General features: G+C 71.6%; 14 protein-coding genes and 2 riboswitches. Of the genes, 10 read left to right on the top strand and 4 right to left on the bottom strand.

Going from position 1 to position 16281, the window contains the following annotated elements; genetic code table 11:
- Positions 1 to 99 precede the first annotated feature (99 nt).
- From ACZ4N4_RS36515 to ACZ4N4_RS36490, 6 genes are read left to right on the top strand one after another with little or no spacing between them, the layout of a single operon-like run.
- Positions 100 to 936, top strand: a complete 837-nt coding sequence (locus ACZ4N4_RS36515; RefSeq protein WP_467596924.1) for a hypothetical protein — start codon at positions 100 to 102, stop codon at positions 934 to 936.
- Positions 933 to 1829: a homocysteine S-methyltransferase family protein gene (locus ACZ4N4_RS36510; RefSeq protein WP_467596921.1), complete on the top strand. Its 897-nt coding sequence runs from the start codon at positions 933 to 935 to the stop codon at positions 1827 to 1829. The genes ACZ4N4_RS36515 and ACZ4N4_RS36510 overlap by 4 nt, the downstream gene beginning before the upstream one ends.
- Positions 1826 to 3661 carry a B12-binding domain-containing radical SAM protein gene (locus ACZ4N4_RS36505; RefSeq protein ID WP_467596918.1) on the top strand — a complete coding sequence of 612 codons (1836 nt, stop codon included), beginning with the start codon at positions 1826 to 1828 and terminating at the stop codon, positions 3659 to 3661. The genes ACZ4N4_RS36510 and ACZ4N4_RS36505 overlap by 4 nt, the downstream gene beginning before the upstream one ends.
- On the top strand, positions 3658 to 4755 hold the full coding sequence (locus ACZ4N4_RS36500) for a hypothetical protein (protein ID WP_467596915.1): 1098 nt from the start codon (positions 3658 to 3660) through the stop codon (positions 4753 to 4755). Before ACZ4N4_RS36505 ends, ACZ4N4_RS36500 begins: the two co-directional genes overlap by 4 nt.
- Before the next feature lie 43 nt (positions 4756 to 4798).
- Entirely contained in the window at positions 4799 to 6028 is a 1230-nt protein-coding gene (locus ACZ4N4_RS36495; protein ID WP_467596912.1) for an ATP-grasp domain-containing protein, read from the top strand.
- Positions 6025 to 7272 (top strand): MFS transporter, encoded by a 1248-nt coding sequence (locus ACZ4N4_RS36490; protein ID WP_467596910.1) that lies wholly within the window; start codon positions 6025 to 6027, stop codon positions 7270 to 7272. Before ACZ4N4_RS36495 ends, ACZ4N4_RS36490 begins: the two co-directional genes overlap by 4 nt.
- Before the next feature lie 180 nt (positions 7273 to 7452).
- Here ACZ4N4_RS36490 and ACZ4N4_RS36485 read toward each other — a convergent pair whose 3' ends face one another.
- The 4 genes from ACZ4N4_RS36485 to gcvT form a co-directional block, all read right to left on the bottom strand.
- Entirely contained in the window at positions 7453 to 8820 is a 1368-nt protein-coding gene (locus ACZ4N4_RS36485) for an L-serine ammonia-lyase (RefSeq protein WP_453573285.1), read from the bottom strand.
- Positions 8821 to 8876: 56 nt separating this feature from the next.
- Positions 8877 to 10139: a serine hydroxymethyltransferase gene (gene glyA / locus ACZ4N4_RS36480; protein ID WP_360484503.1), complete on the bottom strand. Its 1263-nt coding sequence runs from the start codon at positions 10137 to 10139 to the stop codon at positions 8877 to 8879.
- Between the two features lie 16 nt (positions 10140 to 10155).
- Positions 10156 to 10533 (bottom strand): glycine cleavage system protein GcvH, encoded by a 378-nt coding sequence (gene gcvH / locus ACZ4N4_RS36475; RefSeq protein ID WP_360484506.1) that lies wholly within the window; start codon positions 10531 to 10533, stop codon positions 10156 to 10158.
- Between the two features lie 131 nt (positions 10534 to 10664).
- Complete coding sequence (gene gcvT, locus ACZ4N4_RS36470; RefSeq protein ID WP_467596906.1) at positions 10665 to 11792, bottom strand: glycine cleavage system aminomethyltransferase GcvT; 1128 nt, start codon at positions 11790 to 11792, stop codon at positions 10665 to 10667.
- A gap of 47 nt (positions 11793 to 11839) precedes the next feature.
- Positions 11840 to 11949, bottom strand: a riboswitch (glycine riboswitch).
- A riboswitch (glycine riboswitch) is annotated at positions 11950 to 12047 on the bottom strand.
- A gap of 156 nt (positions 12048 to 12203) precedes the next feature.
- Here gcvT and ACZ4N4_RS36465 point away from each other — a divergent pair.
- The 4 genes from ACZ4N4_RS36465 (at position 12204) to ACZ4N4_RS36450 (ending at position 16246) form a co-directional block, all read left to right on the top strand.
- Positions 12204 to 12920, top strand: a complete 717-nt coding sequence (locus ACZ4N4_RS36465) for an AAA family ATPase (protein ID WP_467597066.1) — start codon at positions 12204 to 12206, stop codon at positions 12918 to 12920.
- A gap of 115 nt (positions 12921 to 13035) precedes the next feature.
- Positions 13036 to 13827: an enhanced serine sensitivity protein SseB gene (locus ACZ4N4_RS36460; protein ID WP_453573292.1), complete on the top strand. Its 792-nt coding sequence runs from the start codon at positions 13036 to 13038 to the stop codon at positions 13825 to 13827.
- Positions 13828 to 14018: 191 nt separating this feature from the next.
- Positions 14019 to 14816 carry an enhanced serine sensitivity protein SseB C-terminal domain-containing protein gene (locus ACZ4N4_RS36455; RefSeq protein WP_453573295.1) on the top strand — a complete coding sequence of 266 codons (798 nt, stop codon included), beginning with the start codon at positions 14019 to 14021 and terminating at the stop codon, positions 14814 to 14816.
- 422 nt (positions 14817 to 15238) lie between these two features.
- Positions 15239 to 16246 (top strand): ABC transporter permease, encoded by a 1008-nt coding sequence (locus tag ACZ4N4_RS36450; RefSeq protein ID WP_453573297.1) that lies wholly within the window; start codon positions 15239 to 15241, stop codon positions 16244 to 16246.
- Positions 16247 to 16281: the final 35 nt, after the last annotated feature.

Raw genomic sequence — 16281 nt, 5'->3', positions numbered from 1 at the left:
TCGATACCGATGCGCTCCCGGACCCGTCATGTCCCCGGAAACGGTGTCCCCAGATCCTGCGGCATGCCCCGGCGGAAGGCAGCAACAACGATGGAGGGCATGGTCGTTGATGTTCGCGAGGCCTCCCGGCTGTACCTGCGCCGTACCGGTCTCGATCAGGAGTGGACCGGCGCTCCCTTCCGGGCGTCCGGCGTCCCTGAACGCCTGGTACGGAAGATAGCGCGGCGTTTCCACGAGCAACCCAGCCGCCCCAGCGATCCCGACGCCCGCGGCCAGTACCTGCGGATGGCCCACGAGGCCCGGGACCAACTCGCCTGCATGACCGACATGGGCCTGAAGGTGCGCTTTCACCGCGGTCCCGGACAGCCCTACGACGCGTCCCGCGAGCTCTGCCGAGCCCTGGACACGGGCGAGGACCTCTACGTGTTCCCCACGGAGAACGGACACGGCCCGGAGGGCTACGAGGACCCGGACAACCCGCTCCTCGCCCCGGCCGGCGTCGAGATCGACGGTGCGCCGGCCCTCCACAACGACGTCCTGCGGGCCACGCACGACTACTTCGGGCACTACCTGATGCGCGCCCCCTTCAACCTGCGCGGTGAACTCTCCGTCGCCTATGCCCATTTGAGGATGTTCTCCCCCGGCATCCACCGGGCGGTGCTGAACGAGTTCGTCGGACAGATCTCCTGGTTCTACTACGGCCCGCACATCACCCGGCCCGACGGCTCGGTACCACGCCGGGGCGACGCCGACTGGGTCACCCCCGAACAGCGCCCCTTCGCCGACCAGAAGATCAATCTGATGCCCGCCGTGTGGGTCGAGGAGTTCCTCGCGTGGGGCAGCGGAGAAATCACCTCGGACAACGAAGAAAGTGAAGAAGGCGCAGAAAGAGGAGAAAGCGAAGAAAAGGCGAAGAAACCCCGGGAGACGGTATGAGCCCGCTCCCCAGGATTCTCGACGGCGGCACGGCCACCGGTCTGCAGGCGGCCGGCATCCCCATGCTCGAACCATGGCTCACCAGTGCGCCGCTGCGGGACACGGCCGGGACGGACGCGCTGGTGAAGGTGCACGCGGAGTTCCTGGACAGCGGCAGCGACGTCGTCACCGCCAACACCTTCCGCACGGGCACCCGGGCCCTGTCCCGCATGGGCGTGCCCGAGGCGGAACAGGGCGCCTACGTGCACCGGGCGGTGACCTGTGCGCTGCGCGCCCGTACGGCCGCCGCGGCCCCGCACGCCCTGGTGGCCGCCTCGGTCGCCCCCGTCGAGGACTGCTACACCCCGGCGCTGACCCCGGACGACGCCTCCCTGCGCCGCGAACACGCGTGGCTGGCCGGTGTCCTCGCGGACACGGAGACCGACCTCGTCCTGGTGGAGACGCAGTGCACGCGCCGCGAGGCCGTGATCGCGGTCGAGGCCGCCGTACGGCACGGACTGAGGGCCTGGGTGAGTTTCGTGGTCACCGGCGAGGCCACGCTCCCCGACGGTGACGCGCTCCGCGAGGCGGCGCGGGCCTGCGTCGACGCCGGGGCGAGTGCCGTGGCCGCCAACTGCCTGCCCCTGGCGGCCGTCCCCCGCGCTCTGGAGCGACTGGCCGGTCTCGGCGTCCCCGTCGGCGTCTACCCCAACCTGGAGGACCGCGCGGCGCTCGCCGTGTGGGAGCACAGCGCCCACACCCTGCCCGCGGCCCTGTCGCCGTCGGCCTTCGCCGACCTGGCGCACGGCTGGGCCGTCCGGTTCGCACCGGCCTTCGTCGGCGGCTGCTGCGGCACGACTCCCGCGCACATCGGCGCACTGTCGGACAAGTGGAAGGAGCAGAAGGCAGCGTGACGAACCTTCGAGTACGAGCCACTTTCGGTTCCGGGTCCCGTTCCGGATCCGGTCTGCTGCAGATCGCCGGCCCCGGCACCGACCCCGCCCTGCGGGCGCGCCGCCGGCAGGTACGGGCGGAACTGGACCGCGCCGGGTTCGAGGCCGCGGAGACGGTGCGCGCCTTCGGGGTGCTGGCGGTGCTCGCGCCGGTGATCACCGACGAGGACAACGACGTCGCCTATCCCGGCGATCCCATGGCCCTCTACTCGGCGCTGAGTTTCCCCATGTCCCGGGCGACGGCCTCGTTCTCCGACCCGTTCGGGCCCACCGACGTGTACAACGACCTGTGCCCGATGTGGCCCGCCCTGCCCGGCAAGAAGGAGCGGCCCGACGTGTGCCGCCGCCTCGGCACCGAGGTGCGGACCACCGACGACACCGTCTTCGACCCCCGGACCTGGACCCCGCGCACCCGCGCCGACCTCGTCGGCCTGCTGCGCCGGCGGACCCCCTCCGTCGTCCTGATCAGCGCCGTCTCCCCGGCCCACCGCTACGCCCTGGAGATCGCCGCCCTGGTCAAGGAGGAGTGCCCCAAGGCCCTGGTGGTGCTGGGCGGACGGCATGCGGACGAGACGGTCCGCCGCGAGGAGTCGGCCGAGGTGTCCCTCGCGCCCAGTTCCACCGCCACCGCCGGTCCCCGCCCCGTCGACATCCTGGTGAGCGGCGACGGCGGTCCCCTGCTCGACCTGACCCTGCGAGCCGTCGCCCGAGCGATGGACCTGGTCACGCGCACGACCACCGCCGCCGCGGTCGCCGCCGAGCTGGAGCGGATGGCGGGCGAGGGCGGACAGGAGTACGGACGCGGCAGCATCCTCGTCCGGGGCGCCGCCGGGTGGACTGCGTTCGCGGTGGACGGTCCGCCGGTCCCGGCCGAGCGGAACCCGTCCCCGTACTCCCCGTTCCTGATCCGTTCCCGCTTCCCGATCTTCACCCGGGACGACGGCACGGTGGCCCGGTGCGCCCATGTGCTGGTCTCCGGCACCTGCCCGATGCGCTGCACTTTCTGCTCGGAGTCCGCCCTGCTCGGTCAGGTGCGGCGCCCGGCGCCCGGCGACACCGAGATGATGGTGGAGCGGCTGCGCGAGTACGTCGAGTACGGCGCCGAGGCCGCGTTCTTCGACGACTCGATCTTCTGGTCCGGCTCCTGGCCCCGCATCCGGCAGTTCTGCACCGAGCTGGCCGAGGCGCGGCAGATCGACCGCGGTCTCGCCTTCCTGCAGTGGGGCGCCCAGCTCACCGTCGACGTGCTCACCGGCCCGAAGCCCGAGATCGTGCGCGCGGGCCTGGCCGCGATGCGACAGGCGGGCTGCACCTATGTCTACGTCGGCATAGAGAGCATGTCCGAGCAGGTCATGCAGCACGTCCACAAGAACGTCCGGCGCGCCACCCCGTGGAAGGAGCGCGTGCGCCGGGCCCTGGGGCTGCTCGGCGACGCCGGGATACGGGTGGGCAGTTCGGTGCTCTTCGGGCTCGACGGCGAGGACGAGCACACCATAGGCGAGACCATCGAGGAGGTGGGCCGGCTCATCGACGACGGCTACCTGATGCTCGCCAGCCCCAACATCCTGACCTACCACCCGGGCACGGAGATCACCCGCCGGCACGGCATGGAGGACCAACTCGACTATGGTTCCCAAGGAGTTGAGGTACCACCGCCGTACTCCTTCTTCGAGGAGGCATATCCCGGTGTCGTCTCCCGGCTGCTGACGGAGGACCACATCTGGCGCATCCACCGGGAGTCGAGGGAGCGCTGGGGGCAGGTGCGCAATGGAGTGGAAGCGGTGACGATGTGACGGTCACGGAGTACGCCACGGCCGACGGCCTGCCCGGCCGGTACTGGTACGCCGACCCGCCGGACCCCAGGTCCTCGCCCGCTTGGCTCGGCGCCAACCGCTGGCCCGAGGACGGCGTTCGCTTCCTGGAGATACCCGGGGCCGGCGCCGCCTGCGCGGTGCGCACCCAGGACGACCACACAGGCTTCCCCCGGATGAACAGCACCGTCGTGGCCGCCGGCACGGGCCGCGATGTGACGCAGCCCGAGCAGGACATCCAGGCGGCCCGGACCGAGGGGCTGCGCCAGCTGAACGTCTGCGCCCTCGGATACGGCCAGTCCGTCTTCCCGGCGGCCGGCGCCGAGTTCGACGCGGACGTGCTGGTGACCGCCCTGGAGGAGTACGCGCATGCGCAGGGCCGGCTGCTGAGCTTCCTGCACCTCGACGAGGACGACCCCGTCCTGCCGTGTCTGCGCGGGCGCGGCTGGAGCGTGGGCGTCACCGACCGCTACTACCGCATCCCGGACGTCGGGCAGGACGAGACCGCCTTTCTCGCGGGCTTCTCGGCGCACCGTCGGCGCAGGCTGCGGCGGGAGCTCGCGTCCCTGGAGGAGGCCGGCGCGCGTGCCGAACTCCACCGGGGCGACGGGGTGACCGCCGAGATCCAGCTGGAGGTCGCGCGGCTGGAGGCGTACTCGGACGAGAGGCACGGCATCCCCGGCGACCCGGCCCGGCTGCTGCGTATGAACGAGCGACTCAGGCACGCCTTCGGCTCCCGCTACTGCGTGGGGCTCGTACGGGACCGGCACGGGACGGCCGTGGCCAGCTCCACCGCGGTCCTCGGCACCCGCGACGTGCTGCCGCGCATGGTCGGCCTCGGCCCCGGCAGCAAGGAGATCGGTGCCTACTTCCACGTCGCCTACCACCTGATGACACGTCTTGCACGCGCGAGCGGAGCCCGCGGCGTCCTGCTCAGCACGGGCACCGCGATGGCCAAGCTGCACCGGGGCGCCGTCGCCCGGCCGCTGCTGAGCGCGCTGCCGCCCGGCGCCCCGGCCCACACCGCACTGCTGCGCCGCACGGACGCGGCCTTCGCCGCCCGAGACGCCGACTGAACCACCTCTGCCCGCTGAACCCCCTCCGAAGGAGCCCAGTGCCGTGAACGCACGCCCCACCGTCCTGATCATCGGCATCGGCCCCCTGCGCGAGCGCTTCTTCGCGGCGGCGGAGCGCCGGGGAGCCGACACGATCCTCGTGGACGAGACCGCCTACTCCCGTTACGACCGGCTGGCCACCGAGAACCACGCCTGGCGCCTGACGGACCATCAAGACCCGGGGCCCGACCTGGACCGCCTGAAGTCGTTCGAGGGCAAGGTGGACGGCATCCTCGCCTTCAACGACTGGGGCACCCGCATCGCGGCCCGCCTCGCCAAGGAGTGGGGACTGCCCGGCGCCGGAGCGGCCGTGGCCGGCGAGCTCACCCACAAGGCCGACGTACGGCGTCGGCTCGCCGGCACCGTTGCCGAACTGCCCTACGCGCTCACCGCGGACCCCGCCGAGGCCGAGGAACTGCTGCGTTCGGCGCCGTCCGGCGAGGTGATCGTCAAGCCCGTCGACGGCGCGGCGAGCCTCGGCATCCGGCGCGTGGCCGACCCCGCCGAACTGCCCGCCGCTCTCTCGGCGGTGATGTCCACCACCGGCCAGCCGCGGGCGCTCGTCGAGCACTTCGTGCCCGGCCCGGAGCTCTCCTTGGAGGCCGTGGTCTCGGCCGGGCGCACCGTGTTCGTCGGGGTCACCGAGAAGACCTGCACCGCGCCGCCGTCCTTCGTCGAGACCCGGCATGTGATCGACCCCGCAGTGCAGCGCGAACTGGCCCCGTCGGCAACCCGCTTCGTCGACAGCGTGGTGAAGGCCCTGGACATCGACAGCGCCGTGCTCCACCTGGAGGCCAAGCGCGCCGGCGACCGCTGGCACCTGATCGAGATCGCCTTCCGCCCCGCCGGGGGCCTCATCAGCGACGTACTGCTGCGCGCCACCGGAGTCGACCTGTACGACGCCGCCCTGTCGCTCGCACTCGGCGAGGAGGACATCGTGCGCACCCGGCCCGGTGCCACCCCGCAGGTCGCGGCCGTGGAGTTCGTGGCGGCCACCGGCACCGTCGCGGACGCCCCCACGATGGCCGCCGTCCGCGAGGGGCTGCCGCTCGTCACACACGCCGAGCGCCTGCTGCCGCCCGGGTCGGCCCTCGCGAGCGTGGACGCCAACTGGTGGCGGGCCGGCTACGTCCTCGGCGCCGGCCCCGACCGCGCCGAGACCCTGGCCCAGCTGGCCGAGGCGAACTCCCGGCTGCTGGACCTCCTGGGGCTGACCCGGGTGCCCGACGCATGAGCCGGCCGGACGGGCCGCTGCCCCGGCTGTTCGTGTCCGCGATGATCGTCGACGCGATCGGCTCGGGGATGTTCATGCCCTTCGCGCTGCTGTACTTCGTGCGGGTGCAGAACCTCGGCGTCGGGTCCGTCGGCACCGCACTCACCGTGGTGAACCTGGCGCTTGTCGTGGCGAGCGCGGCCCTGGGGCGCCTCGTGCAGTCGGTGGGTCACCTGTGCTCGCTCATCTTGGTCAACGCCGTGCGCGCCCCGTTGTTCGTCCTGTACGCGGTGACCCTGCCCGCCCCCGTGGCCGTGGGCGCGCTGGTCCTGTCCGCCGTGCTCGACAAGGTGGCATGGGTGTCCCTCGGCGCCACGATCGCCCGCCTCACCCGGGGGTCCGCGGCACGCCGCGCGTTCAGCACCGTGGGCTGGGCCCGCAACGTGGGACTGTGCCTGGGGTCCCTGGTCGGCGGTGTGCTGGCCTCGGCCCACAGCTCCACCGGTCTCAGGGTGATCGCGCTGGTCAACGCGGCGAGCTTCGCCGTCACCACCGTCGTACTGCTGCGCCTCAGAAGCCGGGCGGCCCCCGCTGCCGCCACCCCCGGGGACCGACCCGGTGCCGCCGCGGCCGGAACCCTCCAGGTGTTGCGCCTGCCGGGCTTTGCGCTGCTGACCGGCGCCAAGACCTGCTTCACCGTGTGCGCCACCGTGGTCTCGACGTTCACCGGCCTCTACCTGGTGGACGACGCCCGACTGGGCGCCTGGGCGGCCGGCGGCGCACTGGCCCTGAACGGCGCGCTCGTCGTGCTGTTCCAGCAGTCGCTGGTCAAACGCACGGCGGAGCGCGCCGCCCCCCGGATGATGGCCCTGGGCGGCGCGCTGTACACGGCCGCCGGGCTGGGCTTCGCCCTGGTCTCCCCGCTCCGGGACACGGCCTTCCCGGCGCTCGCCGTCGCCCTGGCGTTCGCCGCGATGGCCGTGTACACGCTCGGCGAGATCGTGATCGCCCCGACCAGCGACGGCTACGCGGCGGAACTCGCCGAGCCCGGAATGGAAGCCCCCTGCCTGGCGGTCTACCAGGCGTCCTGGTCCGTCGCCTCGGTGGCGGTCCCGGCCGTCGGAGCCTGGCTGCTGCTCGCCTCCGCCTCCGCCCTCTGGACCGTGTTCACCGGGGTGGCGCTCCTGGGCGGGATGCTCAGCGCGGCACTCGCCCGTGCCGCCGGCGCCGGGGCGCGGGCCGCCCAGAACGCGGGGGCCGCCTGATCACACAGGCGGGTCCGCACACGGACAGGCCCGGCCGGGCACGCTGGCCGCCGTCGGCGAGGAGTCCTCCAGGAACTGCGTGCACCGGCACATCCTGGGGACTTTTCGGGGACTGCCGCCGGGTGAGCAGGCAAGGCCCCGACAGCGATGAAAGTCAACACACAGGACAGGGCCGTCCCCTCAGCACTCGATGATGTTCACCGCCAGCCCGCCCCGGGCCGTCTCCTTGTACTTGACGCTCATGTCGGCGCCCGTGTCCTTCATGGTCTTGATGACCTTGTCCAGGGACACCTTGTGGGAGCCGTCGCCGCGCATGGCCATGCGGGCCGCGGTGACCGCCTTGACCGCGGCCATGCCGTTGCGCTCGATGCAGGGGATCTGGACCAGGCCACCGACCGGGTCGCAGGTGAGGCCGAGGTTGTGCTCCATGCCGATCTCGGCCGCGTTCTCGACCTGCTCGGGGGATCCGCCCAGCACCTCGGCGAGGGCGCCCGCCGCCATCGAGCAGGCGGAGCCGACCTCGCCCTGGCAGCCGACCTCTGCGCCGGAGATGGAGGCGTTCTCCTTGAAGAGCATGCCGATCGCGCCGGCGGCGAGAAGGAAGCGGACCACGCCGTCCTCGTCGGCGCCCGGGACGAAGTTGATGTAGTAGTGCAGGACGGCCGGGATGATGCCCGCCGCACCGTTCGTGGGGGCGGTGACCACCCGGCCGCCCGCCGCGTTCTCCTCATTCACGGCCATCGCGTAGAGCGTGATCCACTCCATCGCGTGCGCCAACGGGTCGCCCTCGGCCCGCAGTTGCCGCGCGGTGACGGCGGCACGGCGGCGGACCCGCAGACCGCCCGGCAGGATCCCCTCCCGCGACATGCCGCGCGCGACGCACGCCTGCATCACCCGCCAGATGTCCAGCAGACCCTCGCGGATCTCCTCCTCGGTCCGCCAGGCCCGCTCGTTCTCCAGCATCAGCGCGGAGATCGACAGACCCGTCTCCTTCGTCAGGCGCAGCAGCTCGTCGCCCGTGCGGAAGGGGTACTTCAGGACCGTGTCGTCCAGCTTGATGCGGTCCGCGCCCACCGCCTCCTCGTCGACGACGAACCCGCCGCCGACCGAGTAGTACGTCTTGGACAGCAGCTCCGCCCCGGACGCGTCGTACGCCCAGAGGGTCATGCCGTTCGCGTGGTACGGGAGGGTCTTCCGGCGGTGCAGCTTCAGGTCGGCGTCGAAGGAGAACGCGATCTCGTGCTCGCCGAGGAGCGACAGGCGCTTCGTGGCCTTGATCGCCTCGACCCGGTCGTCCGCGCCCTCCACGTCGACCGTGCGCGGCGAGGCGCCCTCCAGACCCAGCAGCACCGCCTTCGGGGTGCCGTGGCCGTGGCCGGTCGCACCGAGCGAGCCGTACAGCTCGGCGCGTATCGATGCGACGGAGTCCAGCAGCTCTTCGTTGCGCAGGCGTCGTGCGAAGATGCGGGCCGCGCGCATCGGGCCGACGGTGTGGGAGCTCGACGGGCCGATGCCGATCGAGAACAGGTCGAAGACCGAGATGGCCACGGGAACTCCTCCGAAACGGGTGGGGGCACACGCCATCGGGTGCCCCCACCAGGGAACTACTTGTCGAGACCGGGGTACAGCGGGTGCTTGTCGGTCAGGGCCTGGACCCGGGCCTTCAGGGCCGCCGCGTCGTAGGACGGCTTCAGCGTCTCGGCGATCACGTCCGCGACCTCGGCGAAGTCCTCGGCCGTGAAGCCCCGGGTGGCCAGGGCCGGCGTGCCGATCCGCAGACCCGAGGTCACCATCGGCGGCCGCGGGTCGTTCGGGACGGCGTTGCGGTTGACCGTGATGCCGACCTCGTGGAGACGGTCCTCGGCCTGCTGCCCGTCCAGCTCGGACGCGCGCAGGTCGACGAGGATCAGGTGGACGTCCGTACCTCCGGACAGGACGTTCACGCCGGCCTCGCGGGCGTCCGCCGCCGTCAGCCGCTCGGCGAGGATGCGCGCACCCTCCACCGTACGACGCTGGCGCTCCTTGAAGTCCTCCGAGGCGGCGACCTTGAAGGAGACCGCCTTCGCCGCGATCACGTGCTCCAGGGGACCGCCCTGGAAGCCCGGGAAGACGGACGAGTTCAGCTTCTTCGCGAAGGCCTGGCGGGCGAGGATGATCCCGCCGCGGGGACCGCCGAGGGTCTTGTGGGTGGTGGAGGTGACCACGTCGGCGTACGGCACCGGGTTCTCGTGCAGGCCCGCCGCGACCAGGCCGGCGAAGTGGGCCATGTCGACCCACAGGTAGGCCTCGACCTCGTCGGCGATCCGCCGGAACTCGGCGAAGTCCAGCTGGCGCGGGTACGCCGACCAGCCGGCGATGATCACCTTCGGCCGGTGCTCCTTGGCGAGCCGCTCCACCTCGGCCATGTCGACGAGACCGGCGTCGTCGACGTGGTAGGCGACGACATCGAACTGCTTGCCGGAGAAGTTCAGCCGCATGCCGTGGGTCAGGTGGCCGCCGTGCGCCAGGTCCAGACCCAGGATGGTGTCGCCGGGCTGGGCCAGCGCGAACAGGGCCGCCTGGTTGGCGGAGGCACCGGAGTGCGGCTGCACGTTGGCGTACTCGGCGCCGAACAGCTCCTTCACCCGGTCGATGGCGATCTGCTCGGTGACGTCGACGTGCTCGCAGCCGCCGTAGTAGCGGCGGCCCGGGTAGCCCTCGGCGTACTTGTTGGTGAGTACCGAGCCCTGCGCCTCCATGACCGCGACCGGAGCGAAGTTCTCCGAGGCGATCATCTCCAGGGTGGACTGCTGGCGCGCCAGCTCGGCGTCGACCGCCGCCGCGACCTCGGGGTCGAGCTCGTGCAGGGGCGTGTTCAGAACGGACATCTGTTTCTACGACTCCTCAGCCGGCGGTGAAGGCGGTGTACTCGTCGGCGGAGAGCAGGTCGGCCGGCTCGTCCGCGAAGCGCACCTTGAACAGCCAGCCGCCCTCGAAGGGGGCCGAGTTCACCAGGGACGGGTCGTCCACGACGTCCTCGTTGATCTCGGTGATCTCACCGCTGACCGGCGAGTAGAGGTCGGAGACCGACTTGGTCGACTCCAGCTCGCCGCAGGACTCGCCCGCGGTCACGGTGTCGCCGACGGCCGGGAGCTGGACGAAGACGACGTCACCGAGCGCGTTGGCCGCGTGCTCCGTGATGCCGACCGTCGCCACGCCGTCCGCGGCGGCCGACAGCCACTCGTGCTCCTTGCTGTAACGCAGCTGCTGGGGGTTGCTCATGGCCTGAATTCTCCTGTACGCGGGGGAGTGGTGGTGAAAGAGGACTGCTGGAAACACGCGTGAGCAGCGGAAATGTGCGCAGGGTCACGCGCCGCCCGGCTCAGTGTCTCCTTCTGGGTCTGCTTCGGGGTCTACTTCTGGCGCTTGTAGAACGGCAGGGCCACGACCTCGTACGGTTCGTGGCTGCCCCGGATGTCCACGCCGACACCCGCGGTGCCCGGCGCCGCGTGCGCGGCGTCGACGTACGCCATGGCGATCGGCCTGCCCAGCGTGGGGGAGGGGGCACCGGAGGTGACCTCGCCGATCACCGTGCCGTCCGCGACCACCGGGTACCCGGCGCGCGGCACCCGGCGGCCCTCGGCGACCAGGCCGACCAGCACCCGCGGCGGCTCGGCCGCGGCACGGTCGGCCGCCTCCCGGAGCGCCTCGCGTCCCACGAAGTCGCCGTCCTTCTCGAACTTCACCACCCGGCCGAGGCCGGCGTCGAAGGGGGTCAGCGAGGTGGTCAGCTCGTGTCCGTAGAGCGGCATGCCCGCCTCCAGGCGCAGGGTGTCCCGGCAGGACAGCCCGCAGGGCACCAGGCCCACCGGGGAGCCCGCCTCGGTGAGCGCCTGCCACACCTCCACCGCGTGCTCGGGCTTCACGAACAGCTCGAAGCCGTCCTCGCCGGTGTAGCCGGTGCGGGCGATCAGTGCCGGAACCCCGGCGACGGTGCCGGGCAGCCCGGCGTAGTACTTCAGGCCGTCCAGGTCGGCGTCGGTCAGCGACTTCAGGATCCCTGGCGACTCCGGTCCCTGGACGGCGATCAGCGCGTACGCGTCCCGGTCGTCCCGTACCTCGGCGTCGAACCCGGCGGCACGCTCCGTCAGTGCGTCGAGGACCACCTGGGCGTTCGAGGCGTTGGCCACGACGAGGTACTCGGTCTCGGCCAGCCGGTAGACGATCAGGTCGTCGAGGATGCCGCCGTCGGCCCGGCAGATCATGGTGTAGCGGGCGCGCCCGACGCCGACGGAGGCGATGTTGCCGACCAGGGCGTGGTTCAGCAGGGCGGCCGCCTGGGGGCCGGTCACGGCGATCTCGCCCATGTGGGAGAGGTCGAAGAGCCCGGCCCTGGTCCGCACGGCGACATGCTCGTCGCGCTCGGATCCGTAGCGCAGCGGCATGTCCCAGCCGGCGAAGTCGGTCATGGTGGCGCCGAGCGAGCGATGCAGTGCATCGAGCGCGGTACGGCGGAGTCCAGCGGAATCGGAACTGCTCATCGGTCGGTCGTCTCCCAAAGATCCCAGGGCATGACAGGCGAGGTCTGTCCTCCCCATCTGTCATCGGAACCTGAGAGGTTCGCCCTGACCACATCGGTGGTCACGGCTTGCACCTTGGGTGGGGCCACCGACTCGGCGGCCCGCTTTTCAGATGTGCCTCGCCCGCGCGGTAACGGGGCCTGAGAGATTCAAGGGAGGGACTTGCTCCTTCGGCGCCCCAGCGAAGGCTGCTGGGGACTCTCCCGCGCGGATTCAAACGGCCGGTATGCAGTTGGCGGGCACATCATTGCATGCCGGGCGGAGCTTTGTAACAGGCCTGTGGCCGGAAGCGGACGGAACCGCGAGACACCGTGCATTACCTTCTCTTTACGTTAAGTGGGGAGAACCTTTCCTGAACCCCCAGGGAGGACGATCACGGTGACAAGGACCACGGCATACGCGACGACGACGGGTATCGCCCTGCCCGGGCAGCCGGCGGCCCCGGCCCGCGAGCGGTGCGGGGAGCTCGCCCACGCTCGGCGGCGCTCGCGCGGGGGGACCCCCATGGCACCGGTCGTCCGCGATCTGCGCGAGCGCGCCGGCCGCAGCCCGCACGGCCTGCTCTTCGGCCCCCGTGACCTGGTCGTGGTCACCGGGCTGCCGGGGAGCGGCAAGTCCACCCTGATGCACCGCACCGTCCAGGGCATCCGGATCGACTCCCAGGACACCCGCGACCGCTGGGACGGCCGCCTGGCCCGCCTCCTGCCGTACGCCCTCTACCGCCCGCTGGTCCGCCTCGCGCACTACGCCGGACTGCGCCGCGCGCTGCGCTCCGGCGAGGGCGTGGTGGTGCACGACTGCGGCACCCAGGCCTGGGTGCGCGACTGGCTGGCCCGCGCGGCCCGCCGCCGCGGCGGCACCCTGCACCTGCTGCTCCTGGACGTCACCCCCGGCACGGCACTGGACGGGCAGCGCGAGCGCGGCCGGGGCGTCTCCCGATACGCGTTCCTGCGTCACCGTCACGCCGCCGCCCGCCTGGTGCGCGCGGTGGAGAAGGGCGGGCTGCCCCAGGGCGTCGGCTCGGCGGTGCTCCTGGACCGGGACGCGGCGGACGTGCTGTGCCGGATCGCCTTCCGGGAGGCGGAGTAGGTCGCCGGGTGAGGCCTTCCGGGAAGCTGGGCGGGTCACGGGGTGAGGCATTGTCACAGCCACCCGCTAGCCTTTTCAGACTCAGCAGCAGCGGTTTCCAGCAGGCGGTAGGCAGATGGACTATCCGGCGGACGTTCCCGCGGACTTCCCGGCACAGGCGCACCCCCACCCGCACGGCGGTTGGCCCGGCAACGAGCTGGAGGAGGTCCTGTCGGCCTCCCTCGGCGTCCCCGCGGCGGCGGGCCGGCTCATCGAGGTACTCGGCCGCAGTTTCCTGTGGATCCCGCTGCCGGAGGGCGGCGGCCCGCACAGCGGCCCGCTGGACCTGCCCACCACGGAGATCGAGGGCCGGGTGTACGTCCCGGTCTTCAGCTCCGAGGAGCAGTTCCGCCAGGTGGTCGGCTCCCATCTGTCGTACACGATCGCCCCCGCCGTCGAGTTCGCCCGCGGTCTGCCCCCGCAGGTCGGCATCGCCGTGAACCCCGGGGGAGTGGTGGGTGTGCCGCTGCCGCCGGAGGCGGTCGCCGAGCTGTGCCGGTCCGGCCGCAGCGAACTGGACGGCCCCGCCTCGGGCGGCCGGGTCCGGCTCTTCGAACCGGACTGGCAGGACGACCCGATGGACTTCCTGGCCGTGGCCTCCGCCGAGTTCGCGGGGACCGGCGTGGTCGCCACGGCCCGCCGCTGCCTGGCCGCGGTCGAGACCGCGGACCCCGTGATGTTCGTGGGCGTCGAACTCTCCCAGTGGGAGGGGGACATCAGGGCGCTGCCCCTGGAGGCGCTGGGCAAGGCCCTCGGCAGGGTCCCGGTGAAGTGGCCGGTGAACCTGGTCCTGCTGGACGTGGCGGACGACCCCGTGGGCCACTGGATGCGGGAGAACGTCCGCCCCTTCTATCAGTACGGCCACTAGGAACGCGCTGAGGGCGGCCGACCAGGGGCGCGGGGCGGTGCCGAGCTGCGGCTCCGCCGCGCGGCGCGCCCGGCCACCAGCCGGGCGCGGCCGCCGACGGACCATCGGCCCCCACCCCCTCGGCGCATAAGCTGTCTCCAAACGCGGGGCGACCTCCAACGCGGGGCAACTCAATGAAGGGGCGGTAACACGTGAGCGCCAGCGGCACCGCGGCGACCGGACAGGTCGAGCACATGCTGCGCCAGGTAACCCCCGGGCGCTACGACGCCTACGAGGCACTCCTCCGCGCCCTCGCCACGCCCTCCTCCGGCCAGATCTGGATGCTGCTCTGGCACGGCCAGGGCGGCTCCCCCGACGCCCAGTACGGGAACATGGAGGTCGACGGCCACGGCTACGCCCCCTGCGTGACCTCGGCCCAGGAACTGTCGGCGAGCGGCTGGAACCGCTCGTACGAGGTGGTCGACGGCCTCGACGTGGCCCGCACGCTCTATCCCGACCACTTCGGCCTGTGGCTCAACCCGCACGCCCCGGGCGGCGGAGTCGGCATCCCCTGGCTGGATCTGCGCCGGATCGCCACCGGCCTGGACCGCCAGCCCGCGGGACCGCTGCGCCTCGCCGAACCGGCCATCGAGATCCCGCAGTTCTATGCGCTGCTGTCGCAGAACGCCCACCGCACGCCCGCGGTCCGCTCGCTGCGGCGCGCCTGGGTGCAACCGGCGCTCGGGGCGCCGTATCTCGCGATCGGGCTCGACGTGTACGACACGTCGCCGCCGGCCGTGGACTCGGTGCGGGCGATGATGCAGCAGTCCATCGGGGCGGTGCCGGACGGGCTGCCGGTGTCGACGGTCGCCATGACCGACGAGTACGACCCGGTGGTGATGTGGATGCGGGCGACCGCCCAGCCGTTCTACAACCGCGAGGCCCACGCGGCCCTGCCCCCGGCACCGGCCGCGGGGTACGGCTATCCGCCGGCCCCCGGCGGCTACTGAGCACCGGTCCTGGGAAACTTCCGCAGGCGGCGGCCGTGTCGATTGCCTCTGTTGTCTTTTTTGGGACGGGAGCAGGCCCGCCGCATCCTGTGATCTGGGTCACGCGACACTCGGCGATCCCGGGCGCGGAAGTACGCTCGCGGCCAGGTCTCCGCGTGTAGACCGGGGGCTTTGACCCGACGATATGACGTCTTGTCAGGCTTGCCCCTGTCCGACAGGTGTTACCCGTCGTTCGGATAACGAAACTTTATGCTCGTATCACGGTTGCGCATCCATTCACCGCCAACTCTGGTAACCGGTCGCCGCAGCATTGAAGACTCGCGCTCCAAGGGGTGTTCACCCCTGCTCAGGTGAGAGTGATCATGCCGCTACCAGCGGCAAGTGCAAGCCGGCTACAGCCGGTTGAGAGGGGTCCCTGCCAGATGACGGCACCATTGCACGAGCCGACCGCGGAAGCGGCCCCGAGCGCGGCCGAGGAAGCGGCGGCGGCGACCGCCGGCGAGAAGGCCGTTCAGGGGCGTTCCCTGGGCCGGATCGCCTGGGAGCGCCTGAAGCGGGACAAGCTCGCCCTCACGGGCGGCATCGTCGTGCTCGTCCTCATCGTGGTCGCCCTCCTCGCACCAGTGATCACCCACCTGCTCGGTCAGGACCCGGACGCCTACAACGAGAGCCTGATCGACCCGCTGTTCGGTACCCCCAAGGGGTCGCTGGGCGGCATCAGCGGCGACCACCTGCTGGGCGTCGAGCCGGTCAACGGCCGCGACATCCTCGCCCGCATCCTCTACGGCGCCCGTGTCTCCCTCCTGGTGGGCTTCCTCTCCGCCGTCGTCGCGGTGGTCCTCGGCACCGTCCTCGGCATCCTGGCGGGCTTCTTCGGCGGCTGGGTGGACTCGCTCATCAGCCGCGTGATGGACGGCCTGCTGGCCTTCCCGCAGCTGCTGTTCACGATCGCCCTGGTCTCCGTCATGCCGAACGACATGCTGGGCCTGTCCGGGTCCAACGTGCGCGTGTTCGTGATGATCCTGGTCATCGGCTTCTTCGGCTGGCCCTACATCGGACGCGTGGTGCGCGGCCAGACGCTGTCGATGCGTGAGCGCGAGTACGTCGAGGCCGCCCGGTCCCTGGGCGCGGGCCGGTTCTACATCCTGTTCAAGGAACTGCTGCCCAACCTCGTCGCGCCGATCATCGTCTACACGACGATGATGATCCCCACCAACATCCTCACCGAGGCGGCACTCAGCTTCCTGGGCGTCGGCGTCAAGCCGCCGACCTCGTCCTGGGGACAGATGCTGTCGAGCGCCATCGACTACTACGAGTCCGACCCCATGTACATGGTGGTCCCGGGTGTGGCGATCTTCATCACCGTCCTCGCCTTCAACCTTTTCGGAGACGGCGTGCGGGACGCGCTGGATCCGAAGGCGTCCCGCTGAACAAGCCGTACCCAAAAGCGTCCCGTGGCACCAAC

The sequence above is a fragment of the Streptomyces sp. NPDC026538 genome, from assembly GCF_055567535.1.
This window is presented reverse-complemented; position numbering and strand designations above follow the sequence as displayed.

Coding starts and splice junctions, on each gene's coding strand:
- glyA (WP_360484503.1), bottom strand. CDS start 10,139: ATGTCCGTTCTGAACACGCCCCTGCACGAGCTCGACCCCGAGGTCGCG.
- gcvH (WP_360484506.1), bottom strand. CDS start 10,533: ATGAGCAACCCCCAGCAGCTGCGTTACAGCAAGGAGCACGAGTGGCTG.
- ACZ4N4_RS36450 (WP_453573297.1), top strand. CDS start 15,239: ATGACGGCACCATTGCACGAGCCGACCGCGGAAGCGGCCCCGAGCGCG.
- ACZ4N4_RS36510 (WP_467596921.1), top strand. CDS start 933: ATGAGCCCGCTCCCCAGGATTCTCGACGGCGGCACGGCCACCGGTCTG.
- ACZ4N4_RS36515 (WP_467596924.1), top strand. CDS start 100: ATGGTCGTTGATGTTCGCGAGGCCTCCCGGCTGTACCTGCGCCGTACC.
- ACZ4N4_RS36460 (WP_453573292.1), top strand. CDS start 13,036: ATGGACTATCCGGCGGACGTTCCCGCGGACTTCCCGGCACAGGCGCAC.
- ACZ4N4_RS36490 (WP_467596910.1), top strand. CDS start 6,025: ATGAGCCGGCCGGACGGGCCGCTGCCCCGGCTGTTCGTGTCCGCGATG.
- gcvT (WP_467596906.1), bottom strand. CDS start 11,792: ATGAGCAGTTCCGATTCCGCTGGACTCCGCCGTACCGCGCTCGATGCA.